The sequence below is a fragment of the Trichocoleus sp. FACHB-262 genome (genome assembly GCF_014696035.1).
In the GTDB taxonomy this organism is placed as follows: domain Bacteria; phylum Cyanobacteriota; class Cyanobacteriia; order FACHB-46; family FACHB-46; genus Trichocoleus.
Map to the genome: position 1 here is coordinate 1 of NZ_JACJPK010000092.1, position 23,645 is coordinate 23,645.

General features: G+C 46.8%; 21 protein-coding genes and 1 pseudogene. 19 read left to right on the plus strand and 3 right to left on the minus strand.

What is annotated here, in order from left to right:
- Together H6F68_RS28735 and H6F68_RS21740 are read right to left on the minus strand one after the other, a co-directional pair.
- A partial coding sequence (locus H6F68_RS28735) for a hypothetical protein (RefSeq protein ID WP_206755549.1) occupies positions 1-464 on the minus strand: 464 nt, incomplete at its 3' end.
- Between the two features lie 937 nt (positions 465-1,401).
- Entirely contained in the window at positions 1,402-2,193 is a 792-nt protein-coding gene (locus H6F68_RS21740; protein ID WP_190562223.1) for a response regulator transcription factor, read from the minus strand.
- Between the two features lie 759 nt (positions 2,194-2,952).
- On the opposite strand from H6F68_RS21740, the gene H6F68_RS21745 reads away from it, so the two are divergent.
- The 4 genes from H6F68_RS21745 to H6F68_RS21760 all read left to right on the plus strand — a co-directional run bounded on the left by H6F68_RS21745 (position 2,953) and on the right by H6F68_RS21760 (position 8,709).
- Positions 2,953-3,597 carry a sigma-70 family RNA polymerase sigma factor gene (locus H6F68_RS21745; RefSeq protein WP_190562225.1) on the plus strand — a complete coding sequence of 215 codons (645 nt, stop codon included), beginning with the start codon at positions 2,953-2,955 and terminating at the stop codon, positions 3,595-3,597.
- Positions 3,598-3,787: 190 nt separating this feature from the next.
- Positions 3,788-5,176 (plus strand): DUF1822 family protein, encoded by a 1,389-nt coding sequence (locus H6F68_RS21750; RefSeq protein WP_190562227.1) that lies wholly within the window; start codon positions 3,788-3,790, stop codon positions 5,174-5,176.
- A gap of 77 nt (positions 5,177-5,253) precedes the next feature.
- The gene (locus H6F68_RS21755) at positions 5,254-5,844 is read left to right on the plus strand and encodes a DUF4833 domain-containing protein (protein ID WP_190562229.1); all 591 of its coding nucleotides are present in this window, start codon (positions 5,254-5,256) and stop codon (positions 5,842-5,844) included.
- 75 nt (positions 5,845-5,919) lie between these two features.
- On the plus strand, positions 5,920-8,709 hold the full coding sequence (locus tag H6F68_RS21760; protein WP_190562231.1) for a pentapeptide repeat-containing protein: 2,790 nt from the start codon (positions 5,920-5,922) through the stop codon (positions 8,707-8,709).
- 34 nt (positions 8,710-8,743) lie between these two features.
- Here the strand turns inward: H6F68_RS21760 and H6F68_RS21765 are convergent, their stop codons facing one another.
- On the minus strand, positions 8,744-9,655 hold the full coding sequence (locus H6F68_RS21765) for an AraC family transcriptional regulator (protein ID WP_190562233.1): 912 nt from the start codon (positions 9,653-9,655) through the stop codon (positions 8,744-8,746).
- 636 nt (positions 9,656-10,291) lie between these two features.
- Between H6F68_RS21765 and H6F68_RS21770 the strand changes: the two genes are divergently transcribed.
- The 15 genes and pseudogenes from H6F68_RS21770 (at position 10,292) to H6F68_RS21835 (ending at position 23,489) form a co-directional block, all read left to right on the plus strand.
- Complete coding sequence (locus tag H6F68_RS21770) at positions 10,292-10,756, plus strand: Pvc16 family protein (protein WP_190562235.1); 465 nt, start codon at positions 10,292-10,294, stop codon at positions 10,754-10,756.
- Positions 10,757-10,833: 77 nt separating this feature from the next.
- On the plus strand, positions 10,834-12,543 hold the full coding sequence (locus H6F68_RS21775) for a phage tail sheath C-terminal domain-containing protein (protein WP_190562237.1): 1,710 nt from the start codon (positions 10,834-10,836) through the stop codon (positions 12,541-12,543).
- A 100-nt stretch (positions 12,544-12,643) separates the two neighbouring features.
- The gene (locus tag H6F68_RS21780) at positions 12,644-13,165 is read left to right on the plus strand and encodes a phage tail protein (RefSeq protein WP_190562239.1); all 522 of its coding nucleotides are present in this window, start codon (positions 12,644-12,646) and stop codon (positions 13,163-13,165) included.
- Positions 13,166-13,260: 95 nt separating this feature from the next.
- Positions 13,261-13,752 carry a phage tail protein gene (locus tag H6F68_RS21785; RefSeq protein WP_190562241.1) on the plus strand — a complete coding sequence of 164 codons (492 nt, stop codon included), beginning with the start codon at positions 13,261-13,263 and terminating at the stop codon, positions 13,750-13,752.
- 15 nt (positions 13,753-13,767) lie between these two features.
- Positions 13,768-14,280 (plus strand): phage tail protein, encoded by a 513-nt coding sequence (locus tag H6F68_RS21790; protein ID WP_190562243.1) that lies wholly within the window; start codon positions 13,768-13,770, stop codon positions 14,278-14,280.
- Positions 14,281-14,295: 15 nt separating this feature from the next.
- Positions 14,296-14,640, plus strand: a complete 345-nt coding sequence (locus tag H6F68_RS21795; RefSeq protein ID WP_190562245.1) for a hypothetical protein — start codon at positions 14,296-14,298, stop codon at positions 14,638-14,640.
- Positions 14,637-15,014 (plus strand): phage tail assembly protein, encoded by a 378-nt coding sequence (locus H6F68_RS21800; RefSeq protein ID WP_242065610.1) that lies wholly within the window; start codon positions 14,637-14,639, stop codon positions 15,012-15,014. Before H6F68_RS21795 ends, H6F68_RS21800 begins: the two co-directional genes overlap by 4 nt.
- A 20-nt stretch (positions 15,015-15,034) precedes the next feature.
- Positions 15,035-15,154, plus strand: a pseudogene (locus H6F68_RS29850) (DUF6760 family protein); the annotation flags it as partial.
- Between the two features lie 56 nt (positions 15,155-15,210).
- Positions 15,211-16,869 (plus strand): CHASE2 domain-containing protein, encoded by a 1,659-nt coding sequence (locus H6F68_RS21805; protein ID WP_190562247.1) that lies wholly within the window; start codon positions 15,211-15,213, stop codon positions 16,867-16,869.
- Positions 16,866-17,150 (plus strand): hypothetical protein, encoded by a 285-nt coding sequence (locus H6F68_RS21810; protein WP_190562249.1) that lies wholly within the window; start codon positions 16,866-16,868, stop codon positions 17,148-17,150. Before H6F68_RS21805 ends, H6F68_RS21810 begins: the two co-directional genes overlap by 4 nt.
- Complete coding sequence (locus tag H6F68_RS21815; RefSeq protein ID WP_190562251.1) at positions 17,150-17,737, plus strand: phage tail protein; 588 nt, start codon at positions 17,150-17,152, stop codon at positions 17,735-17,737. Before H6F68_RS21810 ends, H6F68_RS21815 begins: the two co-directional genes overlap by 1 nt.
- Before the next feature lie 12 nt (positions 17,738-17,749).
- Positions 17,750-20,647, plus strand: a complete 2,898-nt coding sequence (locus H6F68_RS21820; RefSeq protein ID WP_190562253.1) for a hypothetical protein — start codon at positions 17,750-17,752, stop codon at positions 20,645-20,647.
- A gap of 18 nt (positions 20,648-20,665) precedes the next feature.
- On the plus strand, positions 20,666-21,253 hold the full coding sequence (locus H6F68_RS21825; RefSeq protein WP_190562255.1) for a hypothetical protein: 588 nt from the start codon (positions 20,666-20,668) through the stop codon (positions 21,251-21,253).
- Positions 21,254-21,270: 17 nt separating this feature from the next.
- Positions 21,271-22,980, plus strand: coding sequence for a VgrG-related protein (locus H6F68_RS21830; protein WP_190562257.1), 1,710 nt, complete (start codon positions 21,271-21,273; stop codon positions 22,978-22,980).
- Positions 22,981-22,988: 8 nt separating this feature from the next.
- Entirely contained in the window at positions 22,989-23,489 is a 501-nt protein-coding gene (locus H6F68_RS21835; protein WP_199300234.1) for a PAAR domain-containing protein, read from the plus strand.
- Positions 23,490-23,645 lie beyond the last annotated feature (156 nt).

Genomic DNA, 23,645 nt, shown 5'->3' on the forward strand with positions numbered 1-23,645 from the left:
AATACTTGCTCGTCCGCTTTATGGGTAGATGATAGCTGTTGGTTTAAAGTACGAGCATAAAGGCTGATCCCGTAGCATTGGTGCTCTGACAGAGGCTGGTCATGCCAGCAAAGCACATAGTAGCGTGATTTGTGATTTTGATAAAAGGGACAGCCGTAAAGCTGATAAGAGCGGTAACAACTTTTTAACAGGATAGTCTGGAACAGCGAGGTACTACTAATTAGTTGCCAGTCAATCTCGCAATCGAGAAGTGGTGAGATAACACCGGATGATTCATTAGAAGAGATAATTTGATCAAATTTCTGCCACTCTGGGTAAAAGTTCAAGATACTACATGCCTTAAAGCCAAATTGGTGAGTAAAGGTCTGTAGGGAAACCTGTAACGAGCTTTCTTGAAAGGCGTCTGCTGAAGAAGTTGAATCGAGCAATTCTGAGATCAAAATAGACACTTGTACCTCATCCATGCCAAAACTAATAAGCCAATCAAGGGTTATCGCTGAGAAATCGGGTATAGGACCGTGTTTTTAGATAAGAGATACATCAGTGTATACAGGTATCTAGAATTACACCACTTCTGGCAGTACAGGCATTCAAAGACATATGAATAGATAGCTTCTGACTAATAAACAACAGTTATTTCGTCTGACAAAGCAAGATAACTGTAACTAGTATTACTAACGAAAACCGAACACAATCTTGCGACTTTGAACACAATCTTGCGAAATTATTTAGGTAATCTTTCGGGGTGCCTATGAAATCACTTAAAAAAATCCTACTCAGTTGCTACATGCATAGGTGCCAATTTCACATAAACCATTGGCTGGAATTTAGTCACTAATTATACTTAAGTATAAATCAGCGATGAGTTACTTCTATCTGATGCAACTTAAAGATGCAGCCGCGAAATTACTTAGATTGGTTTATTCAATGTAGTTTCTCTTGACATTCTTCAGGTGTATACCCTGAACTCAGACCTCCTCTTCAGATTTTCCGCTACTTAATCCCTGCCAAGTATGTTTTCCCTTGTTAGCAAACGAAAACATACTTAGGATTCTCTCCAACAACTTTGGTTTGTTATTTACAAATTTTGTTATTGAGTACAAGCACTGCTATTAAGCCCCACCCTGGCGTAGAGTAGTTTCTGGTAAAGAAACACAGTGAATGAGATAAAAGCTATCTGTTTGACCACTGATCCGAGTCCTGCTGTAGCAATAAAGATTTTTTGACTAAGTTGGTGAAGAACTTAATTGGAAGAGCTGCCTTCCCCTCTGAATTCTTTAACGAGCAGTCGAAAAAAATATTGCAAGTTTGGTCAAAATTTTTTGCTAGATCTAAAGCGCTGGCTCCAACAATATCTGAGTGACTAGTGGCTTGCTGAGTTCAGCCGTTCCATATAACCTCTTATCGCTCCATCATCCCCAATAATTCCAACACGGTTGTCACCGCTGCCGCACGGGTCTGAACGTTTAACTTCTTAAACATGTTCTCTAGGTGTTTCTTGACCGTTTTCTCACTCAGAAGCAGCACCGTCGCTATTTCAGCATTCGTCTTTCCGTGCGCTACCCAGACAAGTACTTCAGATTCTCGCCGTGTTAATCCAAGCGAGCGTAGCAATTCAACCGAGAAACTTGGATGTTTTCTTTCTTCCAATGTCAGAGTGAATTGCTTCGAAGCAGCACTACCAAGCAAACGTACACTTAGACCCTTACCAAGCTGCTCAATCTGCAATGGCTTAGTAGGTTGGCTTAGTGAAGTTTCATAACGCTGTTGAATCTGTGCCTTAACCCAAGTCTGCAAGGCTTCTGGAAGCTGATCGCCGATCCATGAGGAATCTGGAAAATACTCGCTCAGCAGTTGCAGTGCCCGTGGTGAAATAAACTGTATTCGTCCGCCAGGGGAAAGAATTACAGAGCCAAGCTCATTGATCGCCTGACTAAATTGTGTTATCTGCTGCTGAAGCCTTGTATAAGTTTGCGAGTTGCGATAAGCATGAACAACAAAAGGATGAATTAGATTGAGAATTTCGCGCTCTCGCTCATCAAATGAACGGCTTGTTCGATGAAAGCCAAGGGCTAGCTTGCCGAGTGTAGTTGGACTAGCTAAGTTTTGAGCATTACTTGGAGAGATGTACTGTCTAGGGATGACATTAAGCGAGCTAGCAATCCCCAAATTCAGTTGTTCCGGAATCACCATTGCTAGCTGGTCAGTCACTCCTAAAGGATCGAGCACTCCATAATAGAGGCTCTCTCGACGATAGAGTTCCTGCTCACTAAGAAAATCGGAATCTTGTATGCGATATGGTCGTGAGTTTGAAGATAGCGACGGATCAGAGGATTCTGTTGAAAATAGCCAGGTTCCACTTGGAATGTACGCAGATCTGTCGGTGTAATAGCTAGGGTCTGACAGCGATCAGTAAAGCTACTACAAAAGCTAGCCTCCGAGCCAACTAGCTGAGATAGCGAATCCACAATTCGCGCAGGTAACTCTTGAAGCGTACACACTGTTTGAAGTGCTTCAATACAGTTGAAAACGGCGCGTAAATCTTCAGTAGAGATTTGCTTCATAATAATTCACGAAACTTTCACTCAGAAAACTGCTGGAGAACAGGTTGCACAGCTCATGAAAGTTGTTCAAGCTTGATTCAAGAACAATTAGACAGGGATACTTACACCAAGCTCAATCAATCGTTCATAGCATGAGAAGCGCCTTAAACATACAAAGCACTGCTCAAGTGTTTGAAAGCGATGATTGTACTAAAGAAGCGCTTCAGCGAGAAAAACTAGGGCTAACGGCGTATATTCCCAGATCTTACTCTGTGAGTAGAATTTGAATGGGAAGGAATGAAAACTCTGGTTTCTCGTTCGTGAAATTGTTTCAGGCTTTAGAGCTATTCAGTCAGATTGCTTCACTAGATTCAAAAAAACCAGCCCTCCTTTGCAAGGATATTCATCTATGCTGTCTCCGCGCCTACCTCCCGATAGGGAACTGTTTCAGAACCTTATTGAGCGCAAGATCGTAGACAACATAGCTCGAAAGCAAGCCAGGCATACCTTGATTTCATGGGAGGATGCAGCACAGGTTGCCTACGATAAAGTGTGGCGAGCCGTCCAGCAAGGGCGATTTCACGTTGGTAATGAAGACGGATTTTACCGTTGGGCAGCCAAGGTCGCTTACAATGCCGTTATTGACTATCGTCGCCAGCAACAAGGTCAGTGGCAATGCGAGAGTTTAGATCAACTGATCCCTGGAACTAACGTTTCCTTACTAGATACACTAGCTGATGAGTTTGACGCTTTAGATGCGATTGATCGCACCAATCTAATGCTTAGTGTTGTAGTAATCATTACTGAATTGGATCAGCGCTACCCAAAGCACAGCTATCTGAGAATCTGGCAAGAACTCGTGCAAGGGAAAACCCAAATTCAAATTGCCTACGAGCTAAACATTCAACAAGCAGAAATTTGCAGACGATGGAAGAGAATGCGCCAGCATGTAGCCAATACCTATAACCAGTTAAATATTGAAACCCTTCAGCAAGAGAAGCAGCAAACCCGTAAGCGCAAGCGTGATCTTCAGCGATCAGATGAGCAATGGTAAGTTGGATGCTCCAATCAGCTTGCTAACAAAGTTAAACGGCCCATCATAATCTCAGGTCACCATCCGTTAAATAAGATAAAGCGCTTCGCACGCTGAGGGGACGATACGCCCAGCATTGTTCAGTATTGTTCGAGGACTGCACCTCATGCATATAGGCTCCAGCGAATCTCCTAATTTCAGTAGTCAATTCATGGCTTTGCCAACTCCCAAACCTGGAGAAGTTTGGGAACTTCGCCGTGAGGTGCAAAGCCCCCTGAAGTTTTCTGCTCAAGAGCAACAAAGTTTGTACTCCATTCCTGCACAACGTTTTCTCCAAGGAGCGCCCCCCACCCGCTATGTAATGATTGTGACAACACCAGAGCCACCTCTTGATGGTGAGGAAGCGTGGCCAATCGTGTCTGTAATGGTGCTATCTGAGGAAACCACCTTTTTGAGTGATGTGGATTTACTAATTCCGTCAACTATGACTGGTGTTGGCAAAGATCTACTCGCTGAGACTTGGCATGTACTTTCAATGCTGGTGTGTAATTTACAACAACGCTTTGGAAACCGCTTCTCTAGAGCTATTTACGATGGATTGATAACAGTCGGAGAAGGTTATCACGGTTTGGTCGATCAGCCATTATCACAGCAGGAAATACAAGCCTTGGGTTTAAGCATTGCTCCTCCTCTCACCCATCAGCAGCCACCAATCAAAGCGTTTCACCAGCAGGAAGAAGACTGGAGTGATGTACTGAGAGTACCGCTAGCTGCCTATCATACCTATCTAAAGTCTTTGGGATGGGCAGATGTTGTATTGACGAAAACCTTGCAAGCTGAACAAGAACTTGAATTGTTCGATAGTACACCGATTTCAGAAATTACTTTTGGTAATAAGAGAGTTTCCTTGAAAGGCTGGTTGCAAAACTTTTTTGACGCAGGATGGGTTGCGATCGCCGAATTATCTAGTGCTGGAATTCTTCACTTAGCACCTGTGGCCTGTAGGCAGGCTACTGACTGGGAAGGAGCCCGCACCATCCCAGAAGCAGGCGCAGAAGATGCTGACGAAAATGGAGAGGCGATCGCCGAACCAATTCGTCAATTGTCTCCTGATCACAACGAAACTCAGCGACGTAGAGCCGCTAAACAACTAGGAGAGCTTGCGCAAGGAAGTCCCGATGCAATCCAAGCACTCGTCGATTTGTTGCGATCCACTCAAGATGATGAAACACTTTGGGTGGCAGTTGAAAGCCTCTGGCAAATCGATCCCGGAAATCCTGCCGCTGGAGTCAGGCGGGTCAAGCTAATTGATTTAGGATTACAAGTGGCAGGGCAACCAGTGGCTTTGGCCGTGGCAGCGATTCAAAAGTCGGACCAGCGGATTGGTGTACTCCTACGGGTATATCCTACAGGGGACGAACCTTATTTACCTGCAGCGTTAAAGCTAATTTTGTTGGATGAGGCACGCCAAAGGTATGAAGTTTCAGCGAGACGAACGGATCTCTACATTCAACTAAAGTTTAATGGTCATTCTGGGGAGCCATTTAGCGTTCAAGTTGCCCTTGCAGGAACTAGTGTTACAGAGGATTTTGTGATCTAGCTAGATAAAACATTGGTGGAAAGGCAGTGACAGCCTATTGCTAATCGTGAGCGGTGCTTTGCTTAGTGTGAAAGCTTATGAAGAATGAAAATAAAGCTGGGATCAGTAACAAAAGTCAGTTGACTTTTCTGTGGTTGATTCATCTTGTATTACTTTGTACGGCTTTTCCTGTCTCGGCAAAGGACATTCCCACTCTTTTTTACATCTCCAACAACGACAATACAAGTCAAGTTCACTATGGAATTCGTCTAAACTCAGACTGTTCACCGGTTGAAGAAACTCCAATTTACTATTACTGGCGCAGAACAGACGGTAGCACTCGCCAACTCAATCGCCAAGAGCAGAAAGGGTATGGAATATCAAGTCAGTTGGTTTCAGGTAACAACGTTAGTTTGGCATTCAATGCCTTCCAACGCTATGGTCTGCAAAAATCCTTAGCTATAACAACCTCTAGAACAAGCAATGGAGGCTGTCAAGCGCGTGCTTTTACAAGCATTGGGGGAGCTACAACGCAGTTGTCTCATGCTCGAGTTCAGGTTCGTAGCCAAAAGCTGTTTGGTGAGACAGTCCAAATTCAAGTGCAAAATCTTATATTAGTTGGCTCAAATCAAAGAAGCGAGACAATGGTGTGTCGTTCAAATTGTAAACATGGTCTCTTTTTACCTTGATCCCTAAATTGATGCTCAAGAGAGCCACCTCAAGCTGATTCAGTAAGTATAGTAATTTTTTGTCAGGCTACTTGGGTGGCAGCCAATAATAATCAAGAAGTAAAGATGCAGCCAGGGCAGAAAAGTTTTTGTAATCGAAATCTCAGCGGACAATCCTTTAAGGGGCAAAATCTCTCAGAGGCCGACTTTAGCAATGCAGATATTCGGGGTGGAGACTTTAGTAGCGCGAACTTAACAGGGGTTAACTTCAGTGGCGCGAAGGCAGGTTTACAGAAGCGTTGTAAATTGATTCTGACGATCGCTGCTTCAGCCCTCTCCGGTTTAGCAGGCTTTACTACTGTATTAGCTGCATTTTGGATTGCATTTCAATTGACCTATCAGCTGGAGAGGCTGCCTACTTCTCTCGTTTTCTTTTCGATCGTACTAGTCATCTTCTTTGTGGTTAATGCTTACAAAGGTTTGCTAGCAGCAATTGGTTCTGTCCCCCTTGCTGTCGCGATTATCACTCCAGTTGCAGGTGTCGTCACCGCAGCAGGCACAGGTCACCCAACTGCAGGTGGAAGTGGAGCGGGAATCGCAGCTGTAACAATTGCAGGAGCCGTAGTCTCAGCAATAGCAATCACAGGAGCCAGAGTCGCCGTCGGAACTTGGTCGGCAGCATTAGTTGTGGTTGCATCAGTTTTAGGTATGAGCGTGGCAGCTAACACAGCGCAAGGCGAGGCAACGGCTTCAATCCTCTATCGAGCAGTTGGAAAATTTCCGCAAATATGGGTGGGAGCGAGAATGGCGCTGGCCACCATAGTCACTGAGACAGCACTCAGCCTCTTTATTGCTTGGAGAACGTTAGCGGGAGACCAACGATATACCTTTATCAATCGGTTTGCGATCGCCTTTGCTGCCACAGGAGGTACCGATTTTCGGGAAGCAAACTTAACCAATGCTAATTTTAGTGATACTAACCTCAAAAATTCTGATTTTAGGGGTGCAAATATTACACGAACCTGTTGGCACAGAGCAAAAAACCTGGTTTGGGCAAGAGTGGAGAAGACGATATTAGCAGACTCAGCTGTGCAGGACTTGCTCGTTAGTGGCAATGGTCATCAACAATCCTATGCGAACGCCAATCTTCAAGGCGCAAACCTGATAGGTGCGGATCTCAGGTATGCAAACTTTAAGGGGGCCCATCTCAATAGGGCAACACTCCAAGGAGCATGCTTAGAGTGGGCAAACTTGACACAAGCACAAGCCATTGGGGTTGACTTCACCAACGCTCAAATGACAGGGGCTTGTGGTTTGGGAACCTGGAACATTGACAACTCTACTAACCTGGAGCGGATTACTTGCCGATGGGTGTATCTTCTGGAAACCCCTAAACCTGGCACTGATGATCGGGAGCGTCGCCCTCATAGCGGTGAATTTGCACCAGGAGAGTTTACCAGTCTGTTTCGAGAAGTCTTAGATACGGTTGACTTAATTTTTCGCAATGGCTTCAACTGGATAGCCTTTTCCCAGTCACTTCGGCAAGTTCAAGTTGAAAACAAAGGGGTAGAACTGGAGATCCAGAGCATCGAGAACAAAGGGAATGGAGTTGTAGTTGTCAAAGTCAAAACGCCTATAGATGCCAACAAAGGCGTTCTCCACAATCAGTTCATGCAGTTTTATCACGAAGCGATCGCTCTGTTGGAGCAGCACCACGAAGGCTTAGACAGGCATGAGCGAGAACTGCAATCTATTCGCTCATTACTTAGCTCTATGGTGCGGCAGCCCACCCCAGATAGTCCCGTCGTCATTCTCAACATTGGCCAGGGAGACTTCAACCGAGGCTTTCCTGTTACCCTGCAAATTCTGCAAGACGGAACAACACTACCATCTGTGCAATCGACAGGGGAGCTGCCTCCGAATGTACAGATTTTACAGGATTACCAATATTGGCGCTCTGCCTACCGTAGAAGCCTAAAAGCAACTCGCCTCGATGTTCCGAGCCAGGTTACGAATGTCAGCAAGGATGAATTTTTTAGCGATTGTCTGGCTGCAGCTAAACGATTGAGCCAGCAGCTGAATCTTTGGTTATCATCTGAACCGTTTCGCGAGATTGAGCGGAAGATTCAGCTCAGCTGTAGTGGCGACCAGCGAATTCGGATGATTTTGCAAACGGACCATCCTCAACTACGTCAACTGCCTTGGCAAAGCTGGCGCTTCTTCGAAGATTACACTCACGCTGAATTGGCCTTAAGCAAACTGAATTATCGCGCTCTATCCATAGCGACAAACAAGAAATCTACTGCTAACGCCCAAGTTAAAATACTGGCAATTTTGGGAGACAGTCGCGGTATTGATCTTCAAAAAGACAAAGCAACCCTCAATACTTTAGCAGCAGAGGTTACATTCCTAGTTGAACCTCAGCGACAAGAGTTGAGCGAGAAATTGTGGGACCAACATTGGGATATCTTGTTCTTTGCAGGACATAGCAGGAGTCAAACTAATGGCTCAACCGGAAGCATGCAGATTAACCGAGATGAGAGCTTAGAAATCTCTGATCTCAGAAATGCCCTAATGAAGGCAATTTCGCGTGGGCTTAAGTTGGCGATTTTTAACTCCTGTGATGGCTTAGGGCTCGCCAATGCGTTCGCGGATCTGCAAATTCCCCAGATGATTGTTATGCGCGAATCTGTCCCTGATCCTGTGGCTCAAGCGTTTTTAACAGGCTTCTTGAAAGAGTTTTCAGACGGACAGCCACTTTACCAAGCAGTGCGCAAAGCACGAGAACGGTTACAAGACTTAGAAGATCAATATCCCTGTGCTACTTGGTTGCCCGTGATTGTGCAAAATCCAGCTGAAATCCCCCCCACCTGGGATCACATGTAGTGGCTAGGGGAGTATGACATCATCGGAACCATTTCTACATCTTCCGAAATTGCCTGGGTGAAACTCCGGTGTGTTCACGAAAGTACTTAGCAAAGTGGCTTTGGTTCGCAAAACCACACTCGATCGCGACATGAGTCACTGTTAATTCTGATTGCCTAAGCAACTGCTTTGCCCGTTCAATTCGTTGTTGCATCAGATAGCGATGAGGGCTCATCCCAGTAGATTGCTTGAACAGGCGACAGAAATAGTACTGGCTGATATTCAGCTCTGCCGCGATCGCGCTCAGTGATAGATTTTCACTCAAATGCTCATTGATATAGGCGATCGCTTGGTTTAGCTTGTAAGCAGACAGCCCATCCTCGTATTCTCTGAACTTGGGTTCACGGGTGGAGTAATGCCGTAGTAAATGAGCTGACAGCGCCGTCGCCATTGAATCTGCATAGAAACTGTTTTGACTGCCATCAAATTCCAGTTCCGCTGCGAGCGCCAAACAAATCTGAGCAATCAACAAATCTGCTTTCTTTGCCTCAAACAAAATTTCGACTCGATCCGGATCGATGCTTTCATGAACCACTTGAGAAACAAATGCAGGCTCAAGATAGAGATGAGTTGAGGGAATTTCTTGATCCCAAGCACAGGTGAAGGGTAAGCTTGCGGGCATAATACCAACGCAACTCTTGACAGAATCTCCTGGATGATGCTGCAACCTGCTTAAACGACCTTCAGTACGAAATTCTACGTTTGTCGATTGCTTGGGCGTATAAATAATTACCATATGCTGAAGGCTACACATTTCTGGCAATTCCCAAGCTGGCTCAGAATACTGCGCAAGGCAAATGTTATTCCATCCTGACTTATGGCTACTGAGGAGAGGTTGGCTTGGCAGAATTTGAGCAGTTGCATCTTCCTGAAATTGATCAATTGATAGATATTGCTTTTTTGACATTGTTTTTAGGACATCTCGGTTAGTGAAGTTCTAGCCAAAGTGAGTTTCAAGCCAGCCTTGGTCATATGACTTGTGGATCTGAGCAGCATGGTAGCCCTTACCGATCTATGTTTTAAGACCAATGAAGTAGTTGAGGCTGCTACCCGTCATAGAATCTTGGTCTGAGTAATCTATATATTCAGTTCACGGCGATCGGGTTGCTTGGGATTGCTAGGAGAATTGATTCACCTTTTGGTCGTTAATCTAGCCGCGTATATTCTATGCAGGCTTGCAATCTTGATTTGGCCGTCAAATATACCTAATCGTTCGGGTCAGCAACAAATTACTTCTACCTGAGACGACCCGAAACTACACTCGAAAATTTACTGAGAGTAGCTCTTGCAATATCCGATGCCAATACAATTTCAAGTATTATTGCTTAGGCATAAATTTTTAAGTTTTGTAGCTACCCAATTTTTCCGGAGAGCAGCTTCCGTAGTACAACCAATGGATTGCTAACTAAAGTCAAGTTTCCTTAGTAAGGCTCCTTATTTACAGTAAGAACAGATTCGGATAGCACCCCCACTCCCTGTTGAAGCATCACTAGATGTTGGATGTATCTGGATCAATCCTCTATATACATCTCATGCCTGGCCTATGATTGCCGCAACTTCACGAACGTTAGCCGAGTTGCTTTCTCGGGAGTTAGCTCAAATCTCTCAAGAGGACATCTCCTTTGAGCACCCTCGTATTCGACGGAGCTATAGACCAGGATTAAATTTGTATTGTTATCACGTTCAAGAAGTTGAGCTGCATCAGGCTGATAGTTGTCGCTGGTTTAATCTGACTTTTCTGGTCAGTGTGATTGACCACACACGCTTAGGGGAGCAAAATCTGCTTTCGAATGTGTTCGTGATGCTGTCTCAGTATGAACAGCTACCCGACACATTTTTAGATTGCACTCTCCAGGGATATGGAGCGGTACAAATACGAGTATGCACTCAAGCACCCACTGAAAGTAGTCTGCTATGGACAGTTTTGTGCGCCCCGCTACAATCCGCTCTGCATGTTACCCTAACCGTTCCCTACTATCTACCACAACAGGTTACGCTCGTGCCCTAAGGATTTGCTATCGTTCAGCGCCTTAAGGGAACAGCTTTGTCGGAAGCACTAAATCATTCAGCATCGGAGTGTAAATCATGGCATTGGATTATTTTGCTCCAGGCGTGTACGTTGAAGAGGTTGATCGTGGCAGCCGCCCAATTGAGGGCATTAGCATGAGTGTGGCTGGTTTTGTCGGCTTCACAGAAGATATTCGAGGAGATGCGGAGCTATTTAAACCAACGTTGATCACGAACTGGAACCAATATCTGGAATGCTATGCCAAACCGGGTTCTGATGGATTTACTGATTTTGATGCTTACCTACCCTTTGCGGTTCAAGGCTGGTTTCAGAATGGCGGGGGACGTTGTTGGGTCGTCAGCATTGGCACCAAATTACCAGGAGCACCTGCCCCAGAACCAGAAGAAACAGCAACTCAGCTCTTAACCTCAGCCAAAAAACCTTCTCTCAGCCTTAATCTCAAGCTACCAGAGGAAGAAGGAAATGTACCCGCCCTGCCCCCTGCTGATCGCATTCGGGTAACGGTTCTAGAGAGTGAGCCAAAACCATTAGACGACGACGCTCCTGATGATGCAGAGTCACCTTTTAATACAGGTGAGTATTTTACGGTTGTGGTGAGCAATGGTCATGACGAGCCAGAAACGTTCTCTCATCTAACCATGAATCCCCAAACGGACACCGCTGTTGGTGATTACGTGGTTACGAAGCTGGCTGAGTCCAAATATGTCACCGTTGCTGATATCTCTGGCGATCGCGGTCATCCCCTGACTCGCCGCCCCAGCACTGGCCGCTATGAAGTCGCACCCCCACCCTACATCCCTCCCTTAGAGCGGTTATCACGAGATATACACGGTGTTCGAGATGAGCGCAAGGGCATTCAGGGGCTCTTTGAAATTGATGAGATAGGAATGATCGCCTGTCCCGATCTGATGCGGGCTTACCAGAATCAGTTACTCGACCTCGACCAAGTCCATGCCACGATGGAGTCAATGCTGAGTACCTGTGAGAACTCCTTTCCTGGCCCTGCGTATCGCATGGTCGTGCTAGATCCACCCCCTGTGAAATTGCGCCGAGGAGAAACTCCGGTGACCCCCGAAGAGCAAAAACCCCAGGATGTGGCCCAGTGGTTGAGCCATTTTAATCGGCGCTCTATGTTTGGAGCACTTTATTACCCCTGGATTAAGGTTGCCAATCCCCGCAATAACAACCGTCCGCTGATGGTGCCTCCCTCTGGACATATGATGGGCGTCTGGTGCCGCACCGATGAATCTCGCGGAGTGTTTAAAGCTCCTGCCAATGAAACGCCACGGGGAATGCTAGGGCTGGCTTATGAAACCAATATGCGAGAGCAAGAATTGCTGAACCCGCTAGGCATCAACTGCATCCGCAACTTCGCCAACTACAACCGGGGTTACAAGGTCTGGGGAGCCCGGACATTGGTAGAGCCAGATAACATTCAATGGCGATACATCAGTGTGCGTCGCTTGATTAGCTACATTGAGAAGTCGATTGAGCTAGGAACCCAGTGGGTAGTATTTGAGCCTAATGATGAAGACTTGTGGGCTAGAGTTACCCGGACTGTCGAGGGCTTTTTAACTCGGCTGTGGCGAGATGGAGCATTGTTTGGAGCCAGCCCAGCAGAGGCTTTTTACGTTCGGTGCAATGGGGAATTAAATACCCCCGACACCATGATGTTGGGCCGCTTGTATGTGGAAATTGGTGTATGTCCAGTACGCCCCGCAGAATTTGTCATCTTCCGCATCAGCCAGTGGGCACCAAACCAGTAATCTATTTTGCGGTGAACTCGTAGCTAGTTTATTGGTTCACCGCGATCGCAGGCTGAGCATCATTTCCTTTTCTTGAGTTGAATCGTTAAGGGCATAGACTATGGCAGAAACAACCATCCGACCTATTACCACCAGTCGCTTTTATGTTGAGTTTGATGGCATGACTGAAAAACTGATCAAAAGCGTTCAGGAAATTGCCTTTCAAGGACAAGTCAAAGGATACGAGAAGGCACTTGCTTCCACTAAGGGTGGCAAAACCCTACGCCAAAGTACCTCCTCTGGTTTTGAAGAAAATCCTAACTTCACAATCGAGGTATACCTACGAGAAGGCGATATGGATTTCTATAACTGGATGCAAGCAACCATGCCTACCAGTTACTCAGCAGGCTCTGCTGCTACTGGGCAGGGACAATGGGCCCAGAACCGTAAAAGTGGCTCGATTACTGCCTATGATCCAGGGGATCACCCAATCTTGCGATGGGATATCAAGAGTGCCTGGATTAAAAGTTATAAAGTATCAGACTTTGCTGCGGATGGTGCAGACCTAGCCTTTGAAACCTTTGAAATTGTCTGTGAAGATATTCGGCGAGTAGCTCCAAGGGGTGGCGCTCCCCTACAATAGGCCAGCAAAGTTCTTAACTCAAGCAATTGAGCCAGAGTCTCATCGCAGTAGTTGAACTCAGTAGATTTTATCCAAACTTATGAGGTGAGCGTCTAATGGCCGCAGGTGAAGTCTTAGCGAACTCGAAGTTTTATTTGGAGTTTGATGGGATTACGGCACTAATTGTTAAAAAGATTAGTGGCCTATCAATTAAGCTAGAAGCCGCTGGGGATATGAAATCCTACGGGGTACGTAAGGAAGCAACCAGTTTCATGCAGGCAACGGTGAGTGGCGTTACTAGCGGTACGATCTCGGTGGAGTTTGTGGCTACAGTCGAAGACCACTCCATGCACGACTGGTATCGAGAGTCTCACTCAATTGGTGGGCCGATGGCTGGAAAAGGCTCTGCCAGCGGTGGAGCACGCAAAAGTGCTTTCTTGACCGTTTATAACCAGCAGGGAAAACCAGCAGCTCGTTGGAACTTTACTGGCGTATTTCCTAAATCTTACAAAACTTCCAAAATGGAGCCAGGAGGTACGGAGCTGTTCACTGAAAAGATGGAGTTTGTCTATGAAACTTGCCATCGTGTTCCGGCTGGTGATGTGTAGGAAAGGTCAATCTCTATGGTGACGCCGCAGTACGAAATCCTGACCAACTCCCGCTTTTATCTAGAGATTACCTTAGCGGATTCTCAAGAATGTATTGATGGCTATTTCATGGAATGCCACGGCTTCAAGCGATCGCAGGAGGTAATTTCTATCTGCGAAGTCACTCCCCAAAAGTGGGGTCGAGAAGATGCCAAAGTGGGGCGAGTGCTCCGTACCAAACTGCCAGGCAACAGTAAGAGTGAAAATATCATTCTCAAACGGGGATTATGTGTCTCCGGCACACTCTGGCGCTGGTTTAAGGCAGTGGAAGTTGGCAATTGGCGTGACCAACGACGAGATGGCGACATCACCATTTATGACCAACATGCCGATGCTAAAGCTCGGTTTCGCTTTCTCAAAGCTTGGCCTGTCAGTTACAAAATCTCAGACTTGAAGGCTGCGGGAAGTGAGTTTGAAGTGGAGGAACTAGAGTTAGCAGTGGAGGAATTTATTCGAGTTAATCCGCAAGGAAACGAGATCACGTTGTAAGGAGGGCGGGGCTGCGTGCTACAAACTGAGTTTGAGTTTATCTTACCTAAAGGTTATCTGGACGAAGCAGGAAATTTGCATCGTAAAGGGGTGATGCGTCTAGCAACCGCAATGGATGAAATTGTCCCTCTACGCGACCCGCGGGTAAAGTCTAATCCAGCTTATGCCACAGTGATTATCCTGGCACGGGTAATTACCAAATTGGGTGCATTAGATGAAGTTTCTCCTCGGGTAGTGGAGGAATTTTTTGCTTGCGATTTGAGTTATCTACAAAAGTTTTACCGTCAAATTAACGAACTAGAAGAATCTCTATCAGTCACAGCTACTCCTGATTCTGCGTCGCCTGTGGTGGTCTCATGATGATTGTCGCCAATCCCCTTCAGACAGAATTTAGTTTTCTGCTGCCTCGTGGCCTTGCAACTGGAACTCTGCAACGAGCTGGTAGGATGCGCTTAGCTACCGCCCGCGATGAGCTTTTGGCTCGTAAGCATCGCCATGTCCAAGCTTACCCAGAGTATGTGATGCTGGTACTGCTATCTCAAGTGATTATTGAACTTGGCACACTAGAAACCGTCTCACCAGAAGATTTAGAAAATCTGTTTACTCAAGATTTGGCATACTTGCGTGAATTTTATAACCGCGTGAATCAGGTGGGAAACGCCAAATTGCCCGTCCATTGCCCTCAATGCAGCCACCATTTTGAGACGGAGTTGGTGTTGGCGGGGGAGTTGTAAGCTACCCCCTCGATCAGCTCCATCAGGAGGTAGCTTTTATCGCTTTACATTTTCATTGGTCTTTACAGGACATCTTGAATCTGGAGCATGGCGATCGCCGCCGTTGGGTTCAAGAAATTCAAACCGCCACCTCAACCTAAAAGCCGAGTTCGGAATTGATTCACTCTTATAGCCCCCTACTGTCATTCCTAATGCTATGGCACGCTCTGGTCGCTCTACCCTGAAATTAATGCTCAAGACGGTCCTGTTAACCAGTCTGGTGCTGACAGCGCCAATCGTTGCCATCCGTTGGTGGGGTGGATTTGAGGAGGTAGAACTTAACGCTTACGATCGCTTTTTGCGGCAACGACCGCCAGAAGAACCGGACGATCGTGTGGTTGTTATCACAATTGGCGAGCGCGATATTGAACAGCTACAGCAGTATCCAATTCACGATGGCACCTTTGCCGACTTGCTCGAAAAACTAGAAAGTTATCAACCCCGTGGCATTGGCTTCGATATCTCGCGGGATGTCCCCCACGGGCCACTAGCAGGGCGGAAGCGCTTGACCGAGGTGATTGCTCAAAGTGACACGATCATTTCAGGTTGTATGCTGAGCAGTGAAAAGTATCCTGGCTCTCCTCCAGCACCAGGAACCACTGATGAGCGCGTTGCTTTCGTTGAATCGCCTGAAGATTTTGACAAAACTGTCCGACGGAGTATTTTGATTTCGACCCCTACAGCAGCTGACCCCACCCCTTTGACCCAGCATCTTTGTAATACAGCACGGGAAGATAACGAAATTCTCTCTTTAAGCCTACACTTAGCTTTGATCTATCTTGAAGGAGCAGGCATTTCAGCAAAACCTGCTAATACAGGCGAAATTCAACTCGACCAGCAATTACTCAGTCGCATTAATGGCCGATTTGGTAGCTATACCCATGCTGACACGCCAGAGTATCAGATGATGCTGAACTATCGGGGAGCCAAGCAAGTCGTTCCTGAAGTTTCGATCAGTGATGTGTTGCAGGGAAAAATTACAGCTGCATCTATTCGCGATCGTGTGGTTCTAATTGGTAGTACTTCCCTAGTTTCTAAAGATCTAATTTCCACCCCTTACATCGAAACCGGAACAGATTCGGGTAATATGCATGGTGTGTTGGTGCACGCTCAAGCGGTTAGTCAGATTTTGAGTGCAGTATTAGATCAGCGGCAACTGATTCAGAGTTGGTCTGAAGTGGGAGAAATTTTTTGGATTTGGGGTTGGGCACTGGGTAGTGGTCTACTCGCTTTCTACAACCGACGATTAGAACTGTTTTTATTAGGAACCATTGCCACTGGATTAGCTGTAACAGGGTTGTGTTACGCGCTATTTCTTTACCAAGGGCTATGGGTTCCTTTCGTGCCCACGTTAATCACAGGGATTTTGACTGCTTTAGGAGTGCGTTTCATAGATCTTGCCAATCGAACTGGCTATTCTCAGGCGATCTATGAACAACTGCTAGAACAGTGGCGAGGAGGTGCTGGGCGCGATCGCAAAGGGGATTATTTAGAGCAGTTAGTTCTCCGGGCTAGGCTAGCACGGCATGACCAAACAGCTAGTGAGCTAATTACTGACAATGGTCAACTGAGGGAGACGACATCACCGCAAGTGAAAGCTTTGTATGAGCAGATTAGTCAACAGGTACAGCGAGATTTAGCCGCTGAGAAACCAGAGCCAATACTGCCCTCCAACAAACCTGGGAACGGCAATAGCAAACTTCAAGCTAGACAACTGCAAACTCTATTAAGTCGAGCTAGACAATCGCGTAGCCAATCCCTCAGCGGTTCTCACCACAACCCCGCTCAACAGCCACCCTCGGAGCCTCCGGTATGACCAACTCAATTCCTTCTCGTCTGACCATTTGCTTAGGTTCAGAAGCACCGAGCGATCGCATTGTTCCTACGTCAGCTGTAAGCCCTGCTGCCTATGCCGCGCCCGCTCAATTTTTGGATCTACCCCAGCCAGAAGATCTAGCAATGCTATCTCAAATAGCAGCCGAATTACTTCCTGATCCCTTAGCGGTTCAGCAGCTGAGTGAGCGGGTATTTGAACTCTTACAACAAGACTTGAGGCAGCAACGCGAGCGGAGTTACGGTTATAGGAGGCGCTGGTAATGGCAACCTTGAACAATAAGGCACCTGAGTTCAACAATGAGAAGTATGTGGACAATTATGTCACTACTAACCGCTTTTATGTCGAAATAGAAAGCCAGGTGACGGCTGCCTTTAGTGAATGCTCTGGTTTAGATGTCCAGATTGAAAAGGAAGTCTACCAGGAAGGTGGGGTCAACAACCAACAACGAATCTTTTTGAAACATACTAAATTTGGCGATGTTACCTTAAAACGAGGGATGACAGATGATCCAACGTTTTGGAAGTGGATTTATCAAAGCTTGAGTGTCGAAGACTTGCAACAGCAAATCGGAGAATCGAGACAGCGAACCGGAGAATCGAGACGGCGTAATATTAATATTTTGGTGTTTAACCAGGCTGGAGAAACTATGCAGGTTTGGCAGCTAATCGGAGCGGTACCTGTAGGCTGGAAAACACCTGGTCTCAAAGCCGACTCTAGCACAGTGGCACTGGAGGAATTGGTGCTGTCTTACGAAGGCTTAAAGGTGAAGCACAAGGCAAGAAGTGGGGGGGCCAGGGAGCAGAATGTACAACGAGATACTCATGGTTACTTCCCAGATTCGGAGTAGGAGGCTAGTAGTATGGCGATCGCCCCTGACTCAGCAACTGATTTCTCCCTACCTCCCGGTGATGTCCCTCTAGGCATCCAAAAGCCTTTGGGTCTCTTGATGGGTATAGGGCAGGGATGGCTCCAACCAAAATTCTTGACTCCTTTAGGAACGCGATCGCTCACTGTTTTAGATCCTGCTATTTTTCGCTCCGCCCAAGAACCTATTTCAGATTGGCGATCGCCCTTTGAGGATTCTCCTTTTTTCGATCCCCCTGAGTCTTCATCCACTGAAGCTGCATCACCCTCTCCTACTCCTGCCACTGTCCAAACAATTCCAAATTCGCAGCCTTCCAGCTCAGAGTCAGCGATCGCTCCTATGAGTGATGAAGAACCGCTAACGCCATTATCATCTGATGGTGTAGCTGTCCCTCCACCAGCGGGCCAAACTCCAGCGATCGCTCCTTTAAGTGATGAGGTGGCACCAACACCTGAACGGCCTGAGGACGTACTCGATTCTCCAGCAGCCAACCAGGAATTTGTACCTCAAACGCCTGTCGCCCAAGCAGAAAAACCGTCTGTCGATCACCCTATCGCTGCATCTATGCAGCTACAAGCGAAGGCTCTTCCGACCGAATCTACTGCTGAATCTAGAGAACTTAACCCTTACTCTTTAGAAACTCCATCCTCAAACTTCCCAGAAGAGATTGAAACACCTGCATTTGATAATTTAGAGTCTTCAAAAATAACAGAATCTCCTACTCAGTTGCCCAAGGAATCTGCTCAACCTGCTTCAAACCCTGCTTCCTTCACTACTCCACTTGAACGGACAGAATTACCAGAAGCAGAACCAGATTTGGCGATTGCTCAGCCCAATGACGATGGATTAACAGCATTACCCTCTTCTACTATCGAACCTCTACCTCTGCCTATAGATCGACAGGTAGAAGTGAATCAACAGGCAAAACTCGCGATCGCTCGTTCCGCTATTGATCTTCCACATTCACTGCACAAAACAGAACCCCCTGCGTCTCCCATTGCATCCGAGTCATTATCTATAGAAACCGCAGCAGAAGCAGGGATAGAGCTGCTCGACTTCCCTAAATCCCCAGCACAAACAGACCTGAGCTCCCCTACTGCAACAGCACGATCAGAAGCCGCGATCGCTTTACCTACAAGCAACCTAAGCGCTGAAGCTGGTTCACCACCAACTACTAGTTCTACAGAACCTGCGATCGCTCGATCAGCTAATCTTGAAGCAGGATCAGCTTTGCCTTCACCTGAGCCTGTTAATCAGCAATTCACGCCAATCGCCACAACTGGAACGGAAAATTCATCTCAGGTATTTGAAGAATTAGGGGATCAGCCTTCTCAACCATCCTCTTTGGTACAACGTGCAGAGTTAACACCAGAGTTGCCGGGATCGAATGACTCTGCGGCTCTATCGCTAGAGCAACCATTAGAAGATGCTCAACTTAATCAGATAACCTATCCTCTCTCAGAACAATCATCAGACCAACTACCATTACAAGCATCAGTTGCATCTGAACCATCTATAAATTTAGAAAATTTAGAGGCTCTTGCTCTTTCCGAGCCTCAAACCTCAGCACAATCTACTAACACAGAATCTTTGCCTCAAAGTTCTCAGACAGAGCTTTATCCTCAAACTTTTGACCAGTTTGCAGCCACTATCCCAGAGCCTAATGCTCAGCTTTCTGAGTCCTCTCAATCCAGTGCTGAGACTACACCCATTCAAACTGCCCTAAACGTGGAGCCAACTTCAGCAGAACAGCTTCAAGAGACAAATCAGGCCATTGATGCACCTGAGGTTGTACCTGTGCAGCTTCAAACTATCAGCGATCGCGAAGTTTTACCTGTTCAACTTCAATCTGCTGAGCAGATCTCAGCCCCTGATCCTATTGAGCAACAAGCTGAGGCGATCGCTACTGAAGATCCCAGCAGCAAAACGCAGCAAAACGCTGAGCCTACAATTTTGAGCCAGGAAGTTGCCACTCCAGCTAGTTCTGATTTCCAAGCCTACGATCGTCAGCCAGAGGAAATCGAACAACCCCTGATTCAGGCAAAATTTCAGGCAGACTCGGCAGACTCTTTGCTTGCTCCGGTTGAAACGAATAATTCAGTCCCAGTTCAGCCATTAGCAGAGTTAACACCAGAGATTCTGCAACCTAAAAGAGAATCTGTCCAAGATACTCAAGCAACTCCTCAAGAAGCGGAACTATCCCAAAGTGTAGACCATGAGGCTGGTGCTGCAGAAGCCGCTCCGATTGCTGCAACTGAGTCTAACTCAGAAGAGAATTCAACTGAATTACCGGAATTACCCACGGTTTTACAACCCTTATCCGTTTGGGAACCCCTGACCCAAACGACTCAAATGTCTCTGATCGATACTACTGCGATCGCTCCGTTGAGTTCTCCTGTCCAACCAGTGCAATCCGCAGTAGTACCAAGCATTCAGGCGAAAGGGGGCGATCGTTCTTCTGCCTCAACTTCACCCAGAGAGCAGAGCCAAAATAAAGCTATAAGCAGGGAAAATGCTGGGCCTACGGATTGGTCTAATATTGCTGAGTTATTCCAGACATCAGCCGAGTCCCGTTCTGAAACCCAAGCACCAGAAATTACTTCTAGCAATGGCTATACTGACCTGAATTTGTACCCAGAATCTCAGTCAGTTGTAGAGGAAATAGTCCAGCGACAGCCTATTCAGGCCGATGCACTTTCTGAAATTTCTGACTCATCTACGTCTAACGGCTCAGCTCAGACTGACCCAGATGCCGCCTCCCAAGTAGACAAGTCTTCTTCTTCCCCTGAACAACTTGAGCGGTTGGCTCAGGAAATCTATCGTTTAGTGCGGCAGCGACTAGCGCTGGAGCGAGAGCGAGGGGGACATCCTTATTTAGGGCGACTGTTGTAGTTGTTTGAGAGATCACAGATGACAGATTTTCAAAAAGCAAGATTGGTTCCTGTAACGGGAGAGACTGCCAAAGAGATTGAATTTATGTTCAATCCCACAGAGTTGAAATTTAGCCGCAGTATTGAGATTGAGCAGGCAAAGGGTTCCACCACAAAGAAGGGAGAAAATCAAACTAGCTTTAAGCACCCTAACCCATACCAACTCACGATTAGCAATGTCATCTTGGATACTTACGAAAAGCCAGAAGGAAAACGTAATGTATTAGAGCCACTCAAGTTATTTACCGATGCGCTCGCCTATGTAAAGGAGGGTGGTGGTAAAGGCAATAGTGAGGGTAAGTCAAAGCGACCACCAATCTATCGGTTTACTTGGGGAGGTAATGCTTATCTCAGGTGTTTTATCAAAACCTGTAATTTTCGACTTACCATGTTTTTACCAGACGGGACTCCGGTACGAGCAATTTTAGATTTAACCCTAGAACAGGTCGATACGAGTAAAAAAGAGCCTTCGCAAGGTACCCCTAAGATAGGGCAAGCTCAGCGAAAAAGCCAGGGTAGACCTGGGTTGGACTTACCAGAAGACGAGGTTGAAACCCTATATAACTAGTAGATTGGAAGCAAGCAATGCCGCCAAAATTCACCTACACGGCTGAACCGCATTTAGAGATTGAGGGGCAGCCAGCATCTCAAGAGCTGATGCAGGATATCCTGCAAATCTCGATTGAGGAGAGTTTGCATCTGCCCAGCATGTTTACCATTGTCTTTAATAACCCAGCATTTCCTGGCAGAGCTGAACAACAACTAGATGCCTTTCCTAAACGAGAGGACAAGCGGACATGGGAGAATGAGGATCAGCTTGCGATTGGTAAGTCGATTCGGATTGGCTTTACTAATAGCGCCACAGAAGCGAGTGAATTTCAAGATCAAAAACAGGATTGGATTATTTGGGGAGAAATCACTGCGATCGAAACCCATTTTACGTCTGGTTCTCAAGCTCCAATGGTGATTCGGGGCTACGATCGCTCTCATCGATTGCATCGAGGTCGTCATAACCGTTCCTTCCAGAACATGACTGATACCGATATTGTCAAAAAAATTGTTCGGGAAGTGGATATTCCAATCGGGAAAGACACGATTGATGACAGTGGTGCACCTCATGACTATGTGTTTCAAGAAAACCAAACGAATCTAGAATTCTTGCGAGAACGAGCTGCACGCAACGGGTTTGAGCTATTTGTGCAAGATGGAAAGTTGCATTTTCGCCAACCCAAGCAAGACCAGTCGTTAGAGCTAACTTGGCTCAAGGAGCTGACTAGTTTTCAAGTGCGAGTCAGCAGTGCAGAACAGGTGAGTGAGGTAGAGGTACGGGCGTGGGATTTTAAGCATAAGCAGGCGATCGTGGCGAACCGTAATAAGGCCAAAATCCTGACGGAGACGAGCTACGGCAAGGGTCAAAAAACTAGTTCTGCGTTTCAGGGTAAACCTGATTCTCCTAAACTGATCGTGGTTGATCAGCCTGTTGCCACTAGTCAGGAAGCAGAAAAAATGGCTCAAGCGTTGTTCAATGAACTGTGCGATGAGTTTGTACATGCTGATGCTCAAGCCCAGGGACATCCTGATATTCGTCCGGGGCGGGTGGTGACGCTGAATGGGATGGGCAAGTATAGCGGCAAGTATTATATTACCGAAACCCACCATACCTATAGCGAACGGGTTTATAGAACGGCGTTCAGTGTCAGAGGGTTGCGGGGTGGCGATTTGTTTTCCTTGTTATCTCCCCCGACTCGCTTGCAACCGGGGCAGACCCTGTTAATTGGCAAAGTGACTAATATTGATGATCCAGATGGGCTAGGTCGAGTTCGGGTCAAGTTTCCCACGCTGACAGAAGACCATGAGAGCCAATGGGCAAGAGTGGTAGCGATCGGGGCTGGTAAAGGGCGTGGTTTCGACTGTCTACCCGAAATTGATGATGAAGTGCTGGTCGGTTTTGAGCATGGGGATGTTCACCGCCCTTTCATTATGGGTGGATTGTGGAATGGCTCGGACAGCCCACCCGAAAAAGTGGGGGATTCGGTAGCTGGCAATCAGGTAAGACTACGCACGATTAAGACTCGGACGGGACATCAGCTGCAATTTGTGGAGGAACCTAAGGGCAGTAGCCAAGCTGGAATTTACATCAAAACCGCAGGGGGGCAGGAGGTGATGATCAATGATGGCGATCGCAGCATTAGCTTGTCATCAACAGGAAATTTGAAAATCCAAGCCAAAGGTAATATTGACATTAGTGCCAATGGGGTGATTACGGTTCAAGGGGCGATGATTCGGTTGAATTAGGAGGTGCAATGATGGGACAATCCGCTGCTCGTATTACTGATCCGGTCAGTCACCCTCTACCGTCTGTTTTGACGGGGGGGCCAGGAAGTCAAAATGTGGTTATTGGTGGCATTCCCGCATGGCGTGGCATCCCTATTGCGGCAGTTGGTGCGATTCAGAGTGCTAAGCAATCTTCTGATCTGGCGATTAAAAATGCTGAAGCTGCGACGCTGGCGGCTGTAGGTACGCCTGGTGCTCCTGGGGCTAAGGCTGCTGAAGAAACAACTAAGGCCACAGCAGCGACTACAATGGGCAATTTAATCACGACTTCGGCAATGGGGGCAGATATCCATACTTGCTCTACGCCTTTACCCATACCTCCCCACGGGCCTGGAGTGGTGATTGATGGTAGTCAGACGGTGTTGATCAATGGGTTGCCTGCTTGTTTTGTGGGGAATACCATTGTAGAAGCACTGGGGCCACCGAATAAGATTGTGATGGGATGTCCAACGGTGTTGATTGGGCCATAGTGCAGTTTTTCTGACATTCAAATATTGGTTTTGGTTGGATAAGGGGCTTCTGAAGCGCAGGGTTACGTTGGTTTTGCTGCTCTGTCACTGGGTAATTTGTTATGAAAGGTCAGTCTCATGTTCAGCGTCGTGCTTCGGAGTCTGCTGAGGGGCTTA